Annotated in this window: 16 protein-coding genes; 3 read left to right on the top strand and 13 right to left on the bottom strand. The window is 55.8% G+C overall.

The features are described 5' to 3' along the window. Positions 1–37 precede the first annotated feature (37 nt). The 8 genes from VI26_RS23550 to VI26_RS02200 all read right to left on the bottom strand — a co-directional run bounded on the left by VI26_RS23550 (position 38) and on the right by VI26_RS02200 (position 9,755). Positions 38–1,363 carry a DUF3396 domain-containing protein gene (locus VI26_RS23550; protein WP_156183707.1) on the bottom strand — a complete coding sequence of 442 codons (1,326 nt, stop codon included), beginning with the start codon at positions 1,361–1,363 and terminating at the stop codon, positions 38–40. A 108-nt stretch (positions 1,364–1,471) separates the two neighbouring features. Continuing rightward, entirely contained in the window at positions 1,472–2,680 is a 1,209-nt protein-coding gene (locus VI26_RS02230) for a DUF3396 domain-containing protein (protein WP_082150832.1), read from the bottom strand. 7 nt (positions 2,681–2,687) lie between these two features. Further along, positions 2,688–3,920: a VRR-NUC domain-containing protein gene (locus tag VI26_RS02225; RefSeq protein WP_048408195.1), complete on the bottom strand. Its 1,233-nt coding sequence runs from the start codon at positions 3,918–3,920 to the stop codon at positions 2,688–2,690. Between the two features lie 5 nt (positions 3,921–3,925). Beyond that, the gene (locus VI26_RS02220) at positions 3,926–6,769 is read right to left on the bottom strand and encodes a type VI secretion system Vgr family protein (RefSeq protein WP_082150831.1); all 2,844 of its coding nucleotides are present in this window, start codon (positions 6,767–6,769) and stop codon (positions 3,926–3,928) included. A gap of 252 nt (positions 6,770–7,021) precedes the next feature. Next, positions 7,022–7,762, bottom strand: a complete 741-nt coding sequence (locus VI26_RS02215; RefSeq protein WP_156183706.1) for a hypothetical protein — start codon at positions 7,760–7,762, stop codon at positions 7,022–7,024. A 62-nt stretch (positions 7,763–7,824) separates the two neighbouring features. Further along, complete coding sequence (locus tag VI26_RS02210; protein ID WP_048408104.1) at positions 7,825–8,877, bottom strand: HNH endonuclease; 1,053 nt, start codon at positions 8,875–8,877, stop codon at positions 7,825–7,827. Further along, positions 8,874–9,281, bottom strand: a complete 408-nt coding sequence (locus tag VI26_RS02205) for an HIT family protein (RefSeq protein ID WP_231580944.1) — start codon at positions 9,279–9,281, stop codon at positions 8,874–8,876. Before VI26_RS02205 ends, VI26_RS02210 begins: the two co-directional genes overlap by 4 nt. Positions 9,282–9,428: 147 nt before the next feature. Beyond that, positions 9,429–9,755, bottom strand: a complete 327-nt coding sequence (locus VI26_RS02200) for a helix-turn-helix domain-containing protein (RefSeq protein WP_048408102.1) — start codon at positions 9,753–9,755, stop codon at positions 9,429–9,431. Positions 9,756–9,796: 41 nt separating this feature from the next. On the opposite strand from VI26_RS02200, the gene VI26_RS25280 reads away from it, so the two are divergent. The 3 genes from VI26_RS25280 to VI26_RS23535 are packed head-to-tail and all read left to right on the top strand — an operon-like array spanning position 9,797 to position 12,069. Next, positions 9,797–10,084, top strand: a complete 288-nt coding sequence (locus VI26_RS25280) for a DUF4031 domain-containing protein (RefSeq protein WP_082150830.1) — start codon at positions 9,797–9,799, stop codon at positions 10,082–10,084. Between the two features lie 12 nt (positions 10,085–10,096). Beyond that, on the top strand, positions 10,097–11,401 hold the full coding sequence (locus VI26_RS23540; protein WP_197081351.1) for a nucleoside triphosphate pyrophosphohydrolase family protein: 1,305 nt from the start codon (positions 10,097–10,099) through the stop codon (positions 11,399–11,401). Continuing rightward, entirely contained in the window at positions 11,398–12,069 is a 672-nt protein-coding gene (locus VI26_RS23535; RefSeq protein ID WP_082150829.1) for a uracil-DNA glycosylase, read from the top strand. Before VI26_RS23540 ends, VI26_RS23535 begins: the two co-directional genes overlap by 4 nt. Here VI26_RS23535 and VI26_RS02190 read toward each other — a convergent pair. From VI26_RS02190 to VI26_RS02170, 5 genes are read right to left on the bottom strand one after another with little or no spacing between them, the layout of a single operon-like run. Beyond that, on the bottom strand, positions 12,061–12,903 hold the full coding sequence (locus VI26_RS02190) for a hypothetical protein (RefSeq protein WP_048408101.1): 843 nt from the start codon (positions 12,901–12,903) through the stop codon (positions 12,061–12,063). The genes VI26_RS23535 and VI26_RS02190 overlap by 9 nt on opposite strands. A gap of 9 nt (positions 12,904–12,912) precedes the next feature. Further along, on the bottom strand, positions 12,913–13,548 hold the full coding sequence (locus VI26_RS23530) for a C1 family peptidase (RefSeq protein WP_082150828.1): 636 nt from the start codon (positions 13,546–13,548) through the stop codon (positions 12,913–12,915). Next, positions 13,545–14,600 (bottom strand): ImmA/IrrE family metallo-endopeptidase, encoded by a 1,056-nt coding sequence (locus VI26_RS02180; protein ID WP_048408099.1) that lies wholly within the window; start codon positions 14,598–14,600, stop codon positions 13,545–13,547. The genes VI26_RS23530 and VI26_RS02180 overlap by 4 nt, the downstream gene beginning before the upstream one ends. Next, positions 14,600–14,968 carry a helix-turn-helix domain-containing protein gene (locus tag VI26_RS02175; RefSeq protein ID WP_048408098.1) on the bottom strand — a complete coding sequence of 123 codons (369 nt, stop codon included), beginning with the start codon at positions 14,966–14,968 and terminating at the stop codon, positions 14,600–14,602. Before VI26_RS02175 ends, VI26_RS02180 begins: the two co-directional genes overlap by 1 nt. After that, entirely contained in the window at positions 14,965–15,237 is a 273-nt protein-coding gene (locus tag VI26_RS02170) for a hypothetical protein (RefSeq protein WP_048408097.1), read from the bottom strand. The genes VI26_RS02175 and VI26_RS02170 overlap by 4 nt, the downstream gene beginning before the upstream one ends. Positions 15,238–15,413: the final 176 nt, after the last annotated feature.

The following is a 15,413-nucleotide window of genomic DNA, read 5'->3' as shown; positions in this document are numbered from 1 at the left end:
GCGGCGTTAGTATTTAGGCCATGCGGCAAGGGGCTCGTCACCGCGCTGGCTCATGCGCCTCATATGCCTTTTCCACCTCATCAAACCGCGCATACCACGCCAAGGTATTGGCCTTGGTGAAGCCTTCCGCATCGTCCATGCCGGTATGCAGCTGATCCGGATGAGGCACCCTCACCGACTTGAGCACCCGATTCACCGCTACATAGGCAGGAGGATGGCCATCTTCCTGCGCACCGACATCCGGCAACACACCAGCCTGAATCATCAATCTGCCGTTATCGGTTTCCTGCACGCTGACATCGGGCAACTGCAGCTGCTGCTTGAGCGCGGCCATGCCGCCCAGCTTCTCGATATAGCGAGGCCCCAGCAACGTCAGCCAGTTGACGCCTTTGATGCCATCTTCTAAAGCCGCCTTGTCCAGGTAAGGTGCAGAGTCCACCATCAAGCCGCTATAACGCTGTGCCATCTGGAACTCGTATGGCTGGAATTGATGGTAGTCATAGGGAAGATTGCAGGCCAAGCCAGCATAGCCTTGGTCCACATCCAAGGTTTCGCACAGATAACGCACCCAATCCTTGAACTGCCACTCGCCATCCGCCTCTTCCAGCAACTGCCATGGCAATGTGATCTTTAAATAGGACAGCCACTCGGAATCATGGTCGATATTGCAGGTCATCGCCTGGATGGCGTACTCAGCAGGCAGCTCGCCATTTCTTTCGCTTTGCAGAACCCAAAAAAACAGAGTCCCTTCATCCACTAATCCGGATAGTTTTTCCTTGGCTTTCGTTATGCTGTCTTTACGCAGCGAGGTGAACCCTCTTCTACTAAAGTCATGAAACTGCCCCTTTAGATGTGGGCCAAATTGCTCGACAAAGCGGTCGAAGCAACCTAATACCTTGTACCCCATGTCCCGCTGCCCGCCCTTGCGGAAGTACACGGTGCAAATCAACCCCAGTTTAGCCAGCACCTCGCCTTCCGGGCTTACGCCATCAATGTAATCCGCCTGATTGAGAATGCGGCCATAGGCGTTCAGATACCTTAGTTGCTGCTCATTTATATTTTCATCCACTACGCCACCACCAAATCGCGTTAGATATTTGTTATGTAGTGTCTTAACAGTGGAAATAAGCAATGCGGCAGAAGGCGCAATCGCTCTGACATAAAAGCTTACATTACGCTCTTGATTAGAGCAGACCCAATCCCTACCTAATTTCTCCCACCCCGCCTGACCTTGCCAGTCCTTGAAGTGCTCCAATAATTTCTTTGCGGGCATGTCAACAAAACAAACCGTCTGCGTTCCAGTAGCGGTAAAGCGGTCATCGTCCAGGCTCAATAACTGCTTAAGATGAGCTTGTAGCTGCACCACTGTTTCTATCCGGACATCTCCCACAATGCGATCTCCAATCGTTGGATTAGCGCTTACCCAAAGCCCCCGCCAGCATGGCCACCAGCACGCTCCACATCACTGCACTCATCTTGCGTCGGGGGCCGGTTCTCGATACCAGATCGTGCTGCCATAACTTGATCCAGGGAAATCCGGCATGAGGTCCCCTTTCTTAAAGTGTTGATGCGAGCTGTCTTTCGCCGGCGTCCACCAGATCCCACTTTCCGGGCAGGGCAGCCCGGCTTCGCAGCGCAAGCCACCGGCTGACGCCTGCGGCGGCACGCTGGCCGCCGGTATCGCATCGTCAAAACGCGCATACCACGCCAAGGTATTGGCCTTGGTGAAGCCCTCTGCATCGTCCATGCAGGTATGCAGCTGATCCGGATGAGGCACCCGCACCGACTTGAGCACCCGGTTCACCGCCACATAGGCCGGCGGATGGCCATCTTCCGGTGCGCCGACATCCGGCAACACGCCAGCCTGAACCATTAATCTGCCGTTATCGGTTTCCTGCACGCTGACATCGGGCAACTGCAGCTGTTGCTTGAGCGCGGCCATGCCGCCCAGCTGCTCGATATAGCGAGGCCCCAGCAGCGTCAGCCAGTTGACGCCTTTGATGCCATCCTCTAAAGCCGCCTTATCCAAATGTGGAGCCGGGTCCACCATTAGGCCGCTATATCGCTGTGCCATCTGGAACTCGTATGGCTGGAATTGATGGTAGTCATAGGGGAGATTGCAGGCCAAGCCAGCGTAGCCCTGGTCCACATCCAGCGTTTCGCACAAATAACGTACCCAATCCTTGAACCGCTGCTCGCCATCCAGCTCTTCCAACAACTGCCATGGCAATGTGATCTTCAGATAGGACAGCCACTCAGGATCATGGTCAATATTGCTAGTCAGCGTCTCGATATGGTATTCAGCAGCCACCTCCGCCGTTTTTTCGCTTTGTAAATCCCAAGAAAACATCGCCCCTTCATCTATCAGTTCTTGGAGCTTCACTCTAGCCTTCACAATGCTGTCTTTCCGCAGGCTGGTAAAACTGCGGCCACTTAGGCTATGAAACTGGCCTTGTAGATGTTCGCCAAACTGCTCGACAAAACGGTCGAAGCACCCTAATACCTTGTAGCCCATGTCCCGCTGCCCACCATTGCGGAAATACACGGTGCAAATCAGCCCCAGCCGGACTAGCACCAGGCCCTCTGGAGTCACCCCTTCAATAAAATCCACTTGCTTGGCAATACGGGCATAGGCCTGCATGCGCTGATATTCTTGTGCACTCATTTTTGCTTCATCCATCCTGCCATCAAGAAGCGGCGGCCATGGCGCCGCCGCCCAACATGACTGCAACAGCGGCCCAGGCGGCCGCTCCCATTTCCACCAGCGCGGCCAATGCCGCCACCAGCCACCCCCCTAGCACAAACACCACCACCACCCCGGCGATAACCACCGCGACGGCAAGTAAGCCCTTGCCAATGTCCAACAACACTTGAGTCCAGTCTATCTGGCGTAAGGTTTCCAGGGTCAGATCGGTCACGCGCTGAATTTCCGCCCAGGCCGCGCGTAATTGCGCACTGGTCCAACTGGCAATGCGCTTCCCCTGCTCGTTGACGAAGTGCCAGGTATCGTTGGCCTTGTCTTGCAGCCAGTGCCCAGCGGTAAACAACCAGGGCGCATGCTGCTTCAGTTCCGCCTGCACCTTGGCGGACAACTGACCCACCGCTTGACGCAGGTTTTGCGCCAGCGCTTTGCCATCCTCCGCCAAGCTGTGCACCAACTGCTTGGCGTCATCCAACCATTCTTCATAAAAGGCGGGATCGGGCAAGGGCTTGGGGCCATATATTGGCACCCGCCGGTTCTCGCCACGCGGTATGCCATCTGCTCTGGGCGCAAACACGGGCGCGGGCTTCTTCACCGGCTCGGTCTGCCTCCGCTTTTTTCCTGGTGGAATCACATGCAATAGCGTAAAACGATCCAAACCTCCCGCTATCTGTTGATAAGCCTCAGCTTGCTCCCGATGCAAACTGTCGCCCGGAAACTTGATCTCGACAACACGGTGCAGATTATCCCCATGCGGAACGCCATCGTGATCCTTCGTCGCTCTTCCGGGCCAACGTACCGCCTTGTCCTTAACAATGATCAGGTCCGGACGGCGCAGATAATTCTTACGCAGGCCTTTAGGAAAAGGGGTTAGCGAGTGTCGGCGGTTGGGATTGCTGCCTTCCGTAGTACTAAGAAAGGGCTTTGGTACCCCTCTACTACTTGAAGGCATATCGAAACTGACCTCGGCTTTGTAGTACCACAGGTATTTATGGTTCTCCTCATCCCCCCTAATCTCAGCGCTCATCACCGCTTGCCGCGCATTGATGGTGAAGGTCTTTCCCAGCTTGCTGACCCCGATGCGCACATCAGGCACTCTCACCGCCACCTCGGCCTTGGACTGCAGGTAAGGCTTGTTTTTCGTAGAGGGCAGCTTGGCATACTGCTGATCTTCTTCCAGCCGCGTAAGGCCGTTACCGACTATTTGGGTAGAGGTCATGCGGATCATCCTTGCGGGGCGTCATTGCGCATTTCGAGTTCCAACTCGTGCTGGCCGCCGCCGGCCAGGTGCAATGTCTCGGTTTTGGCCGGTGCGGGCTCCAACACTTGCAACTTCATCCCTTCCGGCTGCCGGCTCATGGCGGTCAGGGTCCAGCCGTCCTTATCGCTATACCCGCTGAGGGTGCGGCCTCCGGCCTGCTTAATGCAGTAAGCCCGGCCAACCAGCGGCGCACCGGTTTTCTGGTCCTGCAACTGAAAACGTCCACTGTAGACTTGGCCGAAGGTGGGCATTCTGTAGTTCAGGCTGGCCGGCCCGCTCAATACATGACTACTGCCCTTGATGCTAACCGTGCCCGGGCAGTGCACTTCAATATCGCCGCCTTTGAGGCGGATATAACCGCCGCCGCTGGTCAGCAGGATTTCGTCCTTGGCCGCAATGGTGATGCGTTCCTTGCAGGAGGTGATGGTGACGTCCTTGTCCGCCGTCAGCTCAATGCTGTCGCTTTGCGCCTGTAGCTGAATCTTGCCCTTGGCGGCTATCCACTTCATCGCCACCTGATCCGCCACGCCGGCCACGAACAGGCTGATGTGCTTGCCGACGTTATGAATCCAGCGCCGGCCGCTGCTTTGATTGGTGTCGCGCTGCGCCACCAGGTTGAGATGGGTTTCCGCGGCCAGGGTCTGGCTTTGCCCGGACAGGCTGGCAATGCCGGCCGGCGCGGACAACACCAGCAAGGCTTGCTGGCCGGCCTGTTCCTTGGCGGTTTTGCCGTCCGGATCGGTATTGCTGCCGGCCTCCCAGGCCTCCAACGCCTGCAACTGGTGCAGCACATGGCCTTGTTCCCGTTTGCCGCTGCTGGCGTTGTCGTCGCCAATGCCGTCCGGCCCGGTTTCCATGGTGTCGGCCTGCTGCGTGGTGGCGGTTTCGGCCAGCGCCTGGCTCAGGGCCACCACCACTTGTAGCTGGCTGTTGGCCTGCTCCCGCGCCAGCTGCTTGCCCGCGCCGCCGCCTTGCGCCTCCGTGGACAGCAACAGGCCGTGGGCGGCACGGATGGCGCCGTGCTGGTCCGTCCGCAGCTCAAACCCGTCGCCGCGCGGCTGGGCCTGGCCATTGCTGCGCGGGTGGGTGAGGAAGCCTTGGTTGAGCTGGGTCTTGCCCACCTCGCTGGACAGCTTGGCGCGTACTTCGCCGGGGGTGTCGTCAAACAGCAGCTCGTTATAGCCGCCGCCCTGATGCTCTTTCGATTTGATGCCGGACAGCGTCTTATTGGCCGGCAGGCTGCCTGCTCCGCTGAAGTCCGGCGCGGGATGGCTGCCGTTGTAGACCACGGCCTTGACCACCGGGCGATCAATATCGCCTTCGATAAAGTCCACCAGCACTTCCTGGCCGATGCGCGGCAGAAACTGATGACCCCAGCCGGCGCCGGCGGACGGCATCGCCACCCGCACCCAGCAGGAGGATTTGTCGTCCATGCCCGCGCCGATGCCGGGATGCTCTTCCGGGCGCTGCCAATGGAACTGAATCTTGATGCGGCCGTGCTCGTCGGTATGCACTTCTCCGGGGCTCTCCGCCCCGGCATCGCCGCTGGCCGGCCCCACCACGGTGGCGGTTTGCACGCCCAGGCTGGTGGGCTTGGCGTGAGCGGTGCCGGCATAAGCCGGCGTCAGCGGAATGCCACGGCGCTGGGCCTGGATGGCGGCGCTGAACGGCGCGGCGTCGGCCTCCGCGCCCAGGTGCTGCGCCAGATCCCGCGGCAGATTGTTGCGCGCCTGAAAGCGCTGGCCGGTGACAACAAACTGGCGTTTCTCCTCCGCGTCGTCCTCATGCGCGGGGTGATCGTCCAGACGGAACCACTCCCCCGGCAACAGGCCGCGCACCGCGCCGCTGCCGCTGAAGATCTTGGCCTGCAAATCGTTAGCCTGTTGCCGCAGCACGGCATAGCGGCCCAGTTGCTCCTCGTCCCCGGCGTAATACAGGCCCGGCGCATCGTAATGGCCCAGGCTGCTTTGCAAGGCCTGACCAAACTGGCCCTGCTCCACCCGGCTGGCTTCCCGGCCTTGCTGGGTGAGCACCGGCTTGTAATCGTAACTGGCCAGCGCGCTGGCGCCGGGCACAATCTGGCGCGCGGCTTCCCAACCCGTCAGGCCATCCTCTTCCTCGGTGGCGTCGCTGCGATGGAAGCGCACCCGCTGCAGCGGGGAGGCCGGCAAGGCGTGGGCATCGTCAAAGATGGCAAGCTCCACCCGCGGCCCATCCGCCTCCAAGTGGCGGAAACGCCAGGCGTAACCCTCTTCATGCAACAGGCGGACGATGAAATCGTAATCGCTCTCGCGATATTGCAACGCATAGCTGCGCGGCGCGGCCGGCTTGAGCTGCAAGGCCAACGTTTGCACGCGGGCGAAGATGGGGTTGGCTTGCTGGTGTTCACTGAGGATTTGTTTGACGATGTCCGGCACGGACAGGTCCTGGAATACCCGGGAGGTCCTGCGGTGGCGCAGCAAGGCGAACGGCGCTTCCACGACCAGCTGATAGCGGGCAAAGCCACCGTCCGACCCCACCAAACTGGCCTGGCTGACCACGCCGCAACGGATCGCCTCCCCGCCCTCCACGCCCAGGATGCCAATCCGGGCCGGCTGGCCCAACAGCGTCTTCAGCGGGATATTGCCGTCCGGAGATAGGCAGGTCAGCGTATAGCGATAAGGCTGGGAAACCCCCTCCTCGCCCTCCAGGCTGAGCGGCAGCAGCTGTTCCGCGGCGAACTGCCCCTCCCCAAGCTGCAAGGTCAACATCCGGTTGTCTTGGCCAAAGGCGGAAGCAAAGCTGGCCAACAGTGCATTCAGGTCCATCGGCATTCCAAACGAAAACACCGCCAAGCGGCGGTATGACATTGAAAATAAGCCTGAAATTTTATGAAGTTAGGACGACAGTCACAAGCCGGAGTGGTCTGGGAATGCGTTCTCTTGGACTAAAGGACAGGTGTAGGTGTGGGGGACACACGAAGTGGCTTGGAGGGCTGGGGCGGGACGTGGTGGTTGGGTGAGTGTGGAAACGCCGCAGAGGCTGCGGCGTGGTTCAATATTTTGATACAACAAACACCATCACAAGCTGCTGTACGAACCCAGGGCCAACACAACTAAAAACACGATGATTCCAAACAAAATCTTCCACCCATTTTTCCATGCTGTTTTGACCTGATATTTCCAACCAGGCTCACCGTCCAACTTGCCCAACTCATCCAACCTCTTGGACACCTTCCAGACAATGGCGAACTTCAAAATGAGAGAAAGTGACAAGGCAAATACCAAAAAAACTAAAGCCATGGTTGAAAGACCCACGCCAAACTGCCAAAGCGCATGCCCCCCGCCAATAATAAGAACGGCCTTCATCCCCGTAACGGCGAACAGAAGCATTATGACAACTGCGGCTAAAATCTGAAGCAACTCCCCCAGTCCGATTTGGACCCGATACTTGCCATCCGTCTCTTGGCCTAGGAAATCATAAAGATACTTAAGATCTCCATAGCGCATGGGCACCAGCCAATAAATCTTCAGAATATTCTCTCTATCGCGTTTATTTACATTAAGGCCGCTAATCCTGAAAAAAGCCTGCTGAAGCTTGCTCTCCTCATTCAACAACTCCAGTTGCCGGTCCCCCACCACCAAGGAGTCAACAACACTGACCTCTTCTGCTTTCTTCTTGCGCCCCTCATACTTCATGTTCGTATAGATGGCCTGGGACTTTTCGATGAAATAGAAGATACAAGCCACCAGCAAGATTACGGTCACCACCCAGTTCAGTGACGCCGGTAACGCTTTCAACAGTTGAGGAAGCTCCCCCATGACTACCATCCCTTCTTCAGAAAAATGCTAGCCCGCCATAGCCTTCAAACAAGCCGCAGAGCCTAGAACAACGCCAAACAGTCTGCCTCCACAGCCTCCGTATTACTTTTCTCACGCCAAGCTAGAGCTTGTGCCTGCACACCACTTTGGTACGCCCACTCCGCCACGCTAAGCGAACACCCTTGGTCTGAGACAAAGCCCAACTGTGCTAGTAGCACACCTTGCTCATCGCCATGCCTAGAGAGATGCGCCAGCCAACGTTCCAAATGTGGCTTGGCTGCCAACATGTCTCGCTTGCTACGGTTGCATACCGCATGCGCCAACACAAAGTTATGCGCGGTGTCCCGCGGATAGCGAGACCAGGGGATGAAGTGATCCACCTGCGCCTTGCCCTTGATGGGCTGCTGACAATAGAAACAGCACTGCTGCTGCAAAGGGCCCAACACCTGGGCCACCTCGCTAAGATCCGCTCGGGCGGAGCCGAACATGAAGGTTTCCAGATCATCCCGCATCCCCAGAATCACCCGGTTCAGCTTATTACTACGCACATGCTCCAACCAACCGGCCTTGGCCAGTTGCTGCACCAGCTCTTGGTAACGACGCAGATTGAACGCCACTCCGGCATTCAACACCACCCGGTCGGGTGGACATGGATAGGTATAAAGGAAAGGATCCAACTGGCCCCCCAGCATCTGCAAATGCTTCAAGGGCATATCTCGTACCGTTTGGCAGATAGCCCTTAGGCAAGCCGGCCAAACCGACAAAGCCCGCACTTGCGACCACTGGCCATGGCTCAAGGCATGCAGTTGCCGCAAAGGCCGCATGAGCGCCACCACCGAGCCCTTGTTCTGATGCAGCGTCTCACCCACCGTGTCAGCCAAGCCAGAGGAATAAGGCGGCACTTGCCGCCAATACAGCTCGGCAAACTTCTCCCCCACCTTGGCCATTGGCAGGCTCAAAGCCGCACCACTATCGTCCCCGCACTCCACCGCCAGCTCGGCCAGGCTCAACAGCAAGGCAAACTTGTACGTGGCGCTGAACTCGCCCTCACTAAACAAACGCTGAAGCTTTAGGATGAAGGAGATTTGTTCCTGCGCGGAAGGCGCCGCCGTCATCGCGGCGACCAGTAGTCGGCTTTTTCAGGGATAACCCAACGCACCCCGCCACGCGGGTCCTCCCTGTCCCCAGCAAAACGTGGGATCAGGTGGATGTGCAAATGCGGCACCGTCTGCCCCGCTGCCGCGCCATCGTTGATACCAATATTGAACCCATCCGGCTTCAGTTCCTCCAACAACTGCTGGCGAGCCTGGTCCAGCAGCACCATCAGCCCTTCCCGCTCTGCGGGCTCCAGCTCAAAGAAGGAGGCAATATGCCGGCGCGGGACAATCAGCGTGTGGCCAGGGGAAATGGGGAAGCCATCTCGGATCACCACACCGTGGGCATTGGAGAACAGGTGATGGTTCGGAGACAGAGTGCAGAAGGGGCATGTTGACATGACGTTGCGATTAGGCTGAATCATTCAGCTGGATGGTGAAGTCTTTGAGATTATATGCTTTTTGCTTATCCAGTAGATGAGGACCTGCCGCAAAGTCCTGCCCATACCACTTGCAAGCTGAAAGCGTTCGCGATGATGGACACTGTGTACTTGTCTAAGGAGGCTCAATAGCTACCGCAGCTCTTGTAGCGCACGAACTAACGCTATTGCAGCCGCCCGATGTCTTTCAGAGCGACCAAGAAGCTCAGCAAACTGCCAAACAATGTCCTCGGACTTCTCCTGTTCTTTCTCAGTCGATATTTGCAAAAATACCATAACTTTTTGCAAATTTCGAGATATATACTTGAACTCGCCACGCTCAAACCTTGAGAGTTGACCAACATCAATCTGCAAGACACCCGCCAGGCCGCTAAGCTTTAGCCCAAGCTCCTTCCGCCGCTGGCGTAAAACGCCACCGAGCTCCTCTGCTTTCTGAACAGACTTGCGATTTCTCTGCATATTGCCTATTATTTTGCAAATATTTTTGCAAATTGGCAAGTATGGCTATCTACGTAGATAACGAGTGCATACCGTGGAAAGGCACGCTGTGGTGCCATCTGGTTGCCGATACTCTATCTGAATTACATGAGTTCGCTCGACAACTTGGACTTCGCCGGTCCTGGTTTCAAGAACGTTCAGTTTATCCTCACTACGATGTCACTGTGAGTGTGCGAGACAAGGCTTTGGCTCTTGGCGCCTCGATAGGTGACCGGAGCACCATTATTACCTGTGCAAAGCAACTGAAAGCCGAGCTTTACGCCGAGAGGAATGCTGTGCCACAGTCATAGTAAATGATGACTATGAAAGCCTCCGTCATGTTTATGTCTAATGAGGTTGCAAGTGCGGTAGATCTGTCACTCTCCGAGTACCAGTCGCGCGCATCGGCGTCGAACCAGTTCAAGGGAACCGAAGAAGGACTCAACCAACTTCTGTATGGCTTCTTTGGGGAGGTCGGCGGAATACTGGCCGCTATCAAGAAATCCAAACGTGACCTCGGTCCAGCCGAACAGGCGAATGTAACCGAGGAACTCGGTGATGCGCTTTGGTATCTGACAACGGTCTCAGTAGAATGCAAGCACAGTTTGAACGAAGTAGGAACTACTGCGCTTAAAGAACTTCAGCGTCGGCTAGAAGTAGAAAACACCAGGCCGACCGGCAATCTTACGTTTGCTGAGTTTGATGGTTTGATTGCGTTCTGCCACAGCAAACTTTCTCCAGACGAGCGAACGGCTACTCTATACGCGCTCGGTGCACACTGCGGCCAATTAATGGCCAAATCTTGTGCCGAGGACCTCGCTAGTCCTTCCAGTATCAACCTACTCGGAGAATTACTGGCAGACATAGTCCTTATTTGCGGGCAGTTCAAGCTACAATTCGCCCGCATAGCCGAAGAGAATCTGGAAAAAGCAGAATCGCGATGGCCACAAGTAGGCACTGCCTATCAGCCGTTGTTTGATGAAGGCTATTCTGAGCTTGAACAATTCCCACGGACGTTCACGATGCGATTCATCGAGCTGTATGGGGCTGATGGGACCCCCTATGTTATCCAGCAGCTGAAGGGTGTAAACATCGGCGACCGGCTAACCGACAATCGCACGGAACCTGACGGCTATCGATTCCATGATGTCTTCCATTTGGCTTACATCGCGCACTTGGGCTGGTCGCCGGTCATTCGCGGACTGCTGAAGCTGAAGCGCAAGAGCAATCCTCAGGTCGACCGCGACGAAGATGGCGCCCGAGCGATGATTATTGAAGAAGGCATTGCAACCTGGATTTTCAACCACGCGTTTCGGCACAAATATTTCACCGACACACCTCCCGGCAAGCTGGAATACGGCGTACTGAAGCAGGTGCGAGAGATGGTGAAGGGATATGAAGTGTACAAGTGCCCGCTTTGGCAATGGGAGAAAGCCATCCTCGAAGGCTTTAACGTCTTCCGTGAGCTTTGTCAGACAGGGGGCGGTGATGTTACTGTGGACATAAACAACCACACCATCACCTTTTCCGCGGTGAATGAAGAAGAAAAGCCAAAACCAGTCGTACTGCCAAAGAAAAAGGTGGTCGTTGGAGCAGTGCTTCCCCCAATGAGTAAAGAAGAAGTATGACCCCCCGTTCATTTGTTGCCGCTTTGTCCGAGATTGGGCTGGAAGGCGTATTTAACCCCTATAGGAACCGCTGCGAGGTTCACGACCTTGCAGACGCTCCCGCAGTCCGTCGAAGGAATCTGCGCACCTACTTGACTGCCATCGAGCAACTAGGTGTGGATACGATTTGGATGGGTAGAGACCTTGGCTACCGAGGGGGGCGGCGCACAGGCCTCGCGCTGACGGATGAACGACGTCTCGATGCTGTCGCTCTTTCTTATCCGGGTGCCGCGCCTAATAAGGCTACCAAAGGGCCAGTGGTCGCCGAGAGAACTGCTGCCGAGATTTGGGCAATCTTGGAACGCTTAGACCAGCTTCCGCTCTTGTGGAATGTGTTCCCATTACATCCACATGAGGCCGACAATCCTCTGACCAACCGGAAATTCACGGCGAAAGAGTTAGCAGCCGTTTCCGAGCTAAATCACGCACTCTTTAAGTGGCTCGGTATCCGCCGAATTATCTGCATCGGCCAAGACGCCGCGAATTACGCAAAGTCTTTCGGCATCAATGTTGAGTGCGTTCGCCATCCCAGTTATGGGGGTATTGCAGACTTTCGCCGAGGCATGAAAGAAATATATGGCGACAGCCTGGCTCCAATAGCTGCCGCCTCACAAGTGACACTATTTTGATTGCGGAAGGCCCAAGACAGTCCGTGTCTTAGCTACACCACCCCACTCGCCGACGTCCAACACAGCGTGAGAGGAAAGGCAAGTGAGCGTGCCGACTTTGAGTTCGGCCTCTTTCGCAACGAACGAGAGCAGCTGCGCCAAGCCGAGGAGATTGCCAAGTGCTCGAGCACAGTAGTGGTGTGACCGATACATCGCGGTAAGATGCACCACAACACCATCGTCTTCCTTCACGCGTTTGAAGCTGAGATGAGAGAGGCATGGCATACCCAGCCAGTCGCGACCATCAATCGCTGCGTTATATGTTGGGACATCTCCTTCAGCCTCGCCTACCGCCTGGACCTCTGCCAAATCTACTTCGGGGTCCGCGACACCCAGCTCATAAGCGGAAATATAAGAAGATGTTGAACCATTCTCTTTGGTCGGCTGTCCATCGTCGCGTAACCGCTGGACAAGCATCTCTAGAGGGTTGATGGTTCCCTTTCCATCTTTGGACGTCCGCTCAATCATGCGGTGAGCATACGTACCCCATGTACCTCGCTTCTTGCCACGCTTGAGCATCACCTTATATTTGTCGTAGAAGGCTGGCCGCTTATAGCGGCGGTAGATATCTAATGGGAATATGGTCCCTGCAACCGTTCGCAGCGTAAGGCCCCGTGGTGCCAGAGCTGCATCGACCCGCTGCATCACGGCCTTGTCTTCGTCCGTAATCGCGAGCGGGTTGTCGATTTCGAGAATGATGTTCATCGCCTTACGTTTCGGCGCCGAATCAAGATACTGCGCTGCGGCGAGCCACGTCGGCACCACTCGTGTATGCGTGTCAAAGAGAACTGCCATGTTGTTGCCCTACACCAAGAATCCCTCTTGCATATGCAGCTGAAGATGCCGTTCTGACACCCAAGCATGCCCCTGATTACCCCATCCATCACCCCACGAATTTCGGAGCAGGACGTGCTTTTCGCTAGATTGGCGATGTACCCCTACACCTACGGCAACCATTGCGTGAAACTGGTCCGGAATGACATAAGGGTCAAATGCGACAATACCGGCAGTGGGATAAAACAATGACTTTGTGACCGCCACTATCATGCCTACAGCATACCCTTGATGGATGTGAGTAACAACTTCAGAGAGCGACAAATTGCGCCTCTTGGGCTGGCTGGCATAGAGCGGCAGCAGATTGCTCGGCGGTACCTGAAGCGGCGCGTCGTGCGAATTACCGAGATAGGGATAGATACCCTCTTCTGGTTGCCCAGGGTTCTCGACGGCGGCAAGAATCTGCTCCATTGTGAAACCATCGCCGGGCTGCCAGTTTTGTCCGACCCGGGCAGCATAGTGACACATATACTCGACGCTAAGGTGTGGCGTCGCATTGGCGAATGCGTTCAGGTCTGACGTCGTGAACGCCAAGCATGTGGGGCGAATACCCTGATTGCGGGAAGGACCCAGGCGGCCAGAATGATTTACCTCGATTTCAATCATCCACGACCTCGCACGCTTTCCAATCTGCGCTCGCGCTCGTGTCGAGACAAACCACCATTGAGGTCATTGAACTCGGCGCTGAAAGACAGGGTGTCGTGACTTTCCGACCCATTGGACCACGGCGCAGTCTCATGGACCGAAATTTCGGCCCGTCTTTGGGTTTTCACCGTGGATGCTTCACCTGATTCCGCAACTGGCGCAAGCTCATACCTCATCGTTCCGCTACCGAGTCCACCGACCACTATAGAGCTGCTTCCCCTCTTGGACACAGTTCTCGCATCCTGAACGAATGGTTCGAGTACGAATCCTTCGCAACGTAGTTCATCTACAGTCCACAGATGGCCAGCTGCTGCGTGGTTCGGTAGGTCAACGACAAATCGGTCAGTCGATGCCGGCTCGATGATGCGGTCCTTGTCGGACTTGTCTAGCACCCAAACATCACCGGGCACTTTGACGGATGCGTCTTGGATGTTTAGGGCATCCAGTTTCATGGCTTTAGGCTTCTGCGCAAGTGTTCGTGACGCGGAAATTTGGGAGATGAACCTCAGGCGCACAAGCGACCAGGTCATCGCTTCGAAGCTCATACCCAGACGCAAAGACAGCTGGTAGACGATGAAAGGGTTTTCTAGGTGGGATTTGGACCAGCGCTTCAAATTCATGATGGTCACAACAAGCCACTGGGGGGCAAGCAGCGAATACGCAAACTGGTTGGCCTGCTGCTCGATGAGGTGAGCGCTCATTCCGATGTCCACCGTTTCATCGGTAGTGCTCTCATGACCAAGAAAGTAGTGGCCCAACTCATGAGCACACGTCATGTGCACTAGCCCGCGGGGCCGAAGTACATTGACAAGAATCCCGGCTTCACCGTCCTCCCGAAGAAAGCCTCCGAGAAGCTTATCCAGAGGCCGGAACATGACCGTGACGTCAGCCTCACTAGCAAGCTGCGTTGGGTCGACGCGCGTATAGCCTTCCTTGATGCGGTCGCGGACAGAGAACTCACCCAGAACTTTCGCAGCTCGGCGGGCGGCCTCCAACAATTCGTCACGTGCCATCACGAACCTCGGCGACTGGATTTGCCGGAACTGCGCAAGAATTCGGCGAAGCGGCCCAACTCTTCCAAGTCTTGCTCGCTAAGCCCATTAGTGGCCCGAGCCAGAAAAGCCAAGCGGGAATCTGACGTCAAAGACTCACCCGTAAGCAGGTATTGCACGGTCTGCCCGTACAGGTGGCTTAACTTGTCCAACTCAACTGCTTCCACCTTTCGGATTCCGGCTTCAATGTTAGTAACAGCTGGCCTCGATATACCAAGAGCTGTTGCAACATCCTCTTGCGAGAGACCAACATACTCTCGCGATTCTCTCAGCCTTTGAGCCAGCAATAGACGCTGCTCATCAACCGAGCCCGTCTTTTCCTGGTTCATTCCTTGGTCTCCAGATGCGAGAGAACTCGGGCTGACAAAACATTTACAAATTCTTCTTTCGTTTTGTACCCGCCAGCCTGAATGAGACTATTTGGCAGCGTTTCATTCACAATCTCGTCGAGAACGATTAGCACTTCCACTGCGGTCATAGACTCAATCGGCTCAAGCAACTCATTGACGGTGCTCGGGCCCCCTCCTACTGGTTCAAGCGCATGTTCATCCCAAAATTGCTCTAACGCTTCTTTAATTTGGTGTTCAAGGTTTGCCATGGTTGCCTCACAAGTCCAGCAATGGATGTAAGAAAATCGTACGAATACTGTTCGATTTTGTCAACCTGAAGAAACGTTGAGTATGGAGTTACTCGTAAGCCCAGGCGGGGCTTACAACGAAACGTAAATTAATCGCAACTATCAATAGAGAAAGCCCCATAAATTTATCAATTTAC

Origin of the sequence: Chromobacterium sp. LK1 (genome assembly GCF_001043555.1) — a bacterium.
GTDB classification, from domain to species: Bacteria; Pseudomonadota; Gammaproteobacteria; order Burkholderiales; family Chromobacteriaceae; genus Chromobacterium; species Chromobacterium aquaticum.
This window is presented reverse-complemented; position numbering and strand designations above follow the sequence as displayed.

Excerpts from the sequence above, each read along its gene's own strand:
- VI26_RS02230 (WP_082150832.1), bottom strand. The coding sequence starts at position 2,680 with ATGGATGAAGCAAAAATGAGTGCACAAGAATATCAGCGCATGCAGGCC.
- VI26_RS02225 (WP_048408195.1), bottom strand. The coding sequence starts at position 3,920 with ATGACCTCTACCCAAATAGTCGGTAACGGCCTTACGCGGCTGGAAGAA.
- VI26_RS02220 (WP_082150831.1), bottom strand. The coding sequence starts at position 6,769 with ATGGACCTGAATGCACTGTTGGCCAGCTTTGCTTCCGCCTTTGGCCAA.
- VI26_RS02215 (WP_156183706.1), bottom strand. The coding sequence starts at position 7,762 with ATGGGGGAGCTTCCTCAACTGTTGAAAGCGTTACCGGCGTCACTGAAC.
- VI26_RS02210 (WP_048408104.1), bottom strand. The coding sequence starts at position 8,877 with ATGACGGCGGCGCCTTCCGCGCAGGAACAAATCTCCTTCATCCTAAAG.
- VI26_RS02205 (WP_231580944.1), bottom strand. The coding sequence starts at position 9,281 with ATGATTCAGCCTAATCGCAACGTCATGTCAACATGCCCCTTCTGCACT.
- VI26_RS02200 (WP_048408102.1), bottom strand. The coding sequence starts at position 9,755 with ATGCAGAGAAATCGCAAGTCTGTTCAGAAAGCAGAGGAGCTCGGTGGC.
- VI26_RS25280 (WP_082150830.1), top strand. The coding sequence starts at position 9,797 with ATGGCTATCTACGTAGATAACGAGTGCATACCGTGGAAAGGCACGCTG.
- VI26_RS23540 (WP_197081351.1), top strand. The coding sequence starts at position 10,097 with ATGAAAGCCTCCGTCATGTTTATGTCTAATGAGGTTGCAAGTGCGGTA.
- VI26_RS23535 (WP_082150829.1), top strand. The coding sequence starts at position 11,398 with ATGACCCCCCGTTCATTTGTTGCCGCTTTGTCCGAGATTGGGCTGGAA.
- VI26_RS02190 (WP_048408101.1), bottom strand. The coding sequence starts at position 12,903 with ATGGCAGTTCTCTTTGACACGCATACACGAGTGGTGCCGACGTGGCTC.
- VI26_RS23530 (WP_082150828.1), bottom strand. The coding sequence starts at position 13,548 with ATGATTGAAATCGAGGTAAATCATTCTGGCCGCCTGGGTCCTTCCCGC.
- VI26_RS02180 (WP_048408099.1), bottom strand. The coding sequence starts at position 14,600 with ATGGCACGTGACGAATTGTTGGAGGCCGCCCGCCGAGCTGCGAAAGTT.
- VI26_RS02175 (WP_048408098.1), bottom strand. The coding sequence starts at position 14,968 with ATGAACCAGGAAAAGACGGGCTCGGTTGATGAGCAGCGTCTATTGCTG.
- VI26_RS02170 (WP_048408097.1), bottom strand. The coding sequence starts at position 15,237 with ATGGCAAACCTTGAACACCAAATTAAAGAAGCGTTAGAGCAATTTTGG.